The organism is Streptococcus oralis (assembly GCF_001579175.1).
Classification (GTDB): domain Bacteria; phylum Bacillota; class Bacilli; order Lactobacillales; family Streptococcaceae; genus Streptococcus; species Streptococcus oralis_O.
Genome location: NZ_KQ970771.1, coordinates 1 through 474 on the forward strand (window position 1 = coordinate 1; position 474 = coordinate 474).

Consider the following 474-nt stretch of genomic DNA (forward strand, 5'->3'; position numbering starts at 1 on the left):
AGCGGCTACGGGGACGATCTTAGGTGGCTTTGCTGCGACGCAAACGCGTGTTTATGCCAATGATGCAGTCGCTGTTGAGAAGACTGTTGAATCGAAAGATACCTTAGCGACGAGAGATTCAGTAGTACTGGGGACGACACAGGATCATCGAGATACAGCTAGCTTGTCTTTGTCTACCAGTCAAAGCCAGTCATTGTCAGAATTGAATTCACAAAGTGCTAGCCAATCTGCCTCTACGAGTCAGTCCATCAGTGCCTCAAGATCTTCTAGTATGAGTCAGTCGATGAGCCAATCTGCTTCTGCTCGTCAATCCTTGGCAAGCAGTCAAAGTATAACTGCTAGTTCAAGTGAATCCCTTGGAACACAAAATCAAGCGAATAGTGGTCTGTCAGAGAGAGCTTCAGTTGGTGTTCAAAGTCAGTACCAAGCAAGTGAGTCAGCTCGGGAGACAGTGAAAGAATCACAACCTTCAAA

1 pseudogene is annotated in these 474 nt (G+C 46.6%); it reads left to right on the plus strand.

The annotated features are described in order from the left end of the window. Positions 1-474 (plus strand): annotated as a pseudogene (locus SORDD24_RS11395) (accessory Sec-dependent LPXTG-anchored adhesin); the annotation flags it as partial.